The sequence below is a fragment of the Lentzea sp. NPDC060358 genome (genome assembly GCF_042725365.1).
GTDB lineage: Bacteria > Actinomycetota > Actinomycetes > Mycobacteriales > Pseudonocardiaceae > Lentzea.
The window spans coordinates 1-1111 of the sequence record NZ_JBHXCW010000501.1 but is presented as its reverse complement, the minus strand read 5'-3'; the positions used below and the strand labels follow the sequence as shown (position 1 = coordinate 1111).

The 1111-nt window shown below is 62.6% G+C and carries 1 protein-coding gene; it reads left to right on the top strand.

All coding sequences use genetic code 11. From position 1 onward, the window contains the following. Positions 1-483 precede the first annotated feature (483 nt). Positions 484-1111, top strand: a 628-nt coding sequence (locus ACFWGZ_RS41180) for a DEAD/DEAH box helicase family protein (protein WP_382457006.1), incomplete at its 3' end; no start/stop codon positions are given.

Sequence of the window (1111 nt, the reverse complement as noted above, 5' to 3'; positions counted from 1 at the left end):
TCCGCAAGCGGAATTCAAAAGACAGGGTAATTCGCGCAAGCGCGAATTGCGGGCACCCGCGCAAGCGCGGTCGCCGAGGCTGGCGGTAAGGGGGTGCATCACGCGCGGGCCTGTGTAGGGCTTGGGAATCCCAGCTATCACCCCCGCAACGAGAGTGACGGTCCATCGGCTTGACGGGGTGCCGGCCCACCGCAGTGATGGGCTCCGCTACGCTCCACCCGAACCCCTCCCTTACTGTTCAACCCACCCTGACGTGCTCATCATGGCCCCGCCATCATACTGCGCGAACCGATCGTGCGGGGTGAGGTCAAGTCAGGCATCAGTCTGCAGGTGAACCTGTGCCGTGAGTGATGCATCATGTGTGTTGACTGTGTAGAGTTTGGTCATAGACACCGCCATCCCGGCTTACGACTCCACCCGTGTCGGACTTTCCTTTCTGATTGCGCGCTACATTCTGAAAGAAGGAGCTATTTTCCTGTGGTCATGAAGAAAAGCGATCTGCGCGCACACCAGATTGAGACTGTTGACGCCATTCGTCGCGGTCTCGATGTCCCTCCCGGAGGCATTCCGGCCAACGGTCTGCGTGGGCAAGTAATTTCCGCGTGCGGCACAGGAAAGACCATCACTGCCGCATTCGCTGCGCGCGAAATGCTTTCAAAAGGGCGCATTCTCGTGCTGGTGCCGACCCTGGATCTTCTGACGCAAACGGTCAAGGAGTGGCACCGGGTCGGGCACAAGGGGCCGGCGGTTGCCGTGTGTTCGCTCCAGGACGACCCGGGGCTGTGGAGCCTGAAGGTGCGCGCCACGACGAACCCCGTGCAGCTGGCGCTGTGGCACGGGACAGGGCCCGTGACGATCTACGCCACCTACGCCAGCCTGGGTGTCCTGGCCGAGGCCTTCGAGGGTGCTTACGGCCAGAAACTTGATCCTGTAGACCTCGCGGTGGTTGATGAGGCCCACAGAACAAGTGGCTCAATGGGGAAGGCGTGGGCTGGCATCCACGACCAGACCGTCATCCCCGCGTACCGCCGGCTGTATCTGACGGCCACGCCGCGGATCTGGGAGGAGCGGCTGAACCGCGAGGTCGCCGAAGGGGTACGCGACCCGCTGC